This is a genomic window from Pseudomonas sp. Ant30-3, assembly GCF_000690905.1.
In the GTDB taxonomy this organism is placed as follows: domain Bacteria; phylum Pseudomonadota; class Gammaproteobacteria; order Pseudomonadales; family Pseudomonadaceae; genus Aquipseudomonas.
Genome location: NZ_JMCL01000254.1, coordinates 1 through 449 on the forward strand (window position 1 = coordinate 1; position 449 = coordinate 449).

Consider the following 449-nt stretch of genomic DNA (forward strand, 5'->3'; position numbering starts at 1 on the left):
GCAGTAGCGTGCGCCGGAAAGTGCGGTACGACATGCTCGCCAAGTTCCTGAACAATCTCATGCGCCGGACGTGTCGCGTATTTCAGGTTGAGGCCAATATGATTAACCCCAATATCGCGCAAGCGGCTGAAGTAGTCAGTAAAGAATCGGTGACCAGCCCGAAACCCGAGGAAGATGGGCGATGGGGGTTCATCGGGATTCTCCGACAGGTCAATATAGAAGGACTGCGTGAAGGGTTTGAATCTTGGTGTCAGCGACCGCCAATTCTTGATTGTCATGGCTTGCTGCGCGATATTTTGGGGATAGTAAAGCCAGCCATCCCCATGCTCGGCAATCCATTCGACCGACTGGCGTGAATGACCAGTCACCATCACGGGAATGTCTCTCAACGCCGGTTTCGGCAGCGTATCTGCACCCGACAAGTTCACTCGGGGCGTGGAGATTTCCGG

At 54.6% G+C, this 449-nt stretch carries 1 protein-coding gene; it reads right to left on the reverse strand.

The window, feature by feature from the left end; genetic code table 11:
• A partial coding sequence (locus tag DU29_RS1000000132085; RefSeq protein WP_028624789.1) for an LLM class flavin-dependent oxidoreductase occupies positions 1-449 on the reverse strand: 449 nt, incomplete at both ends.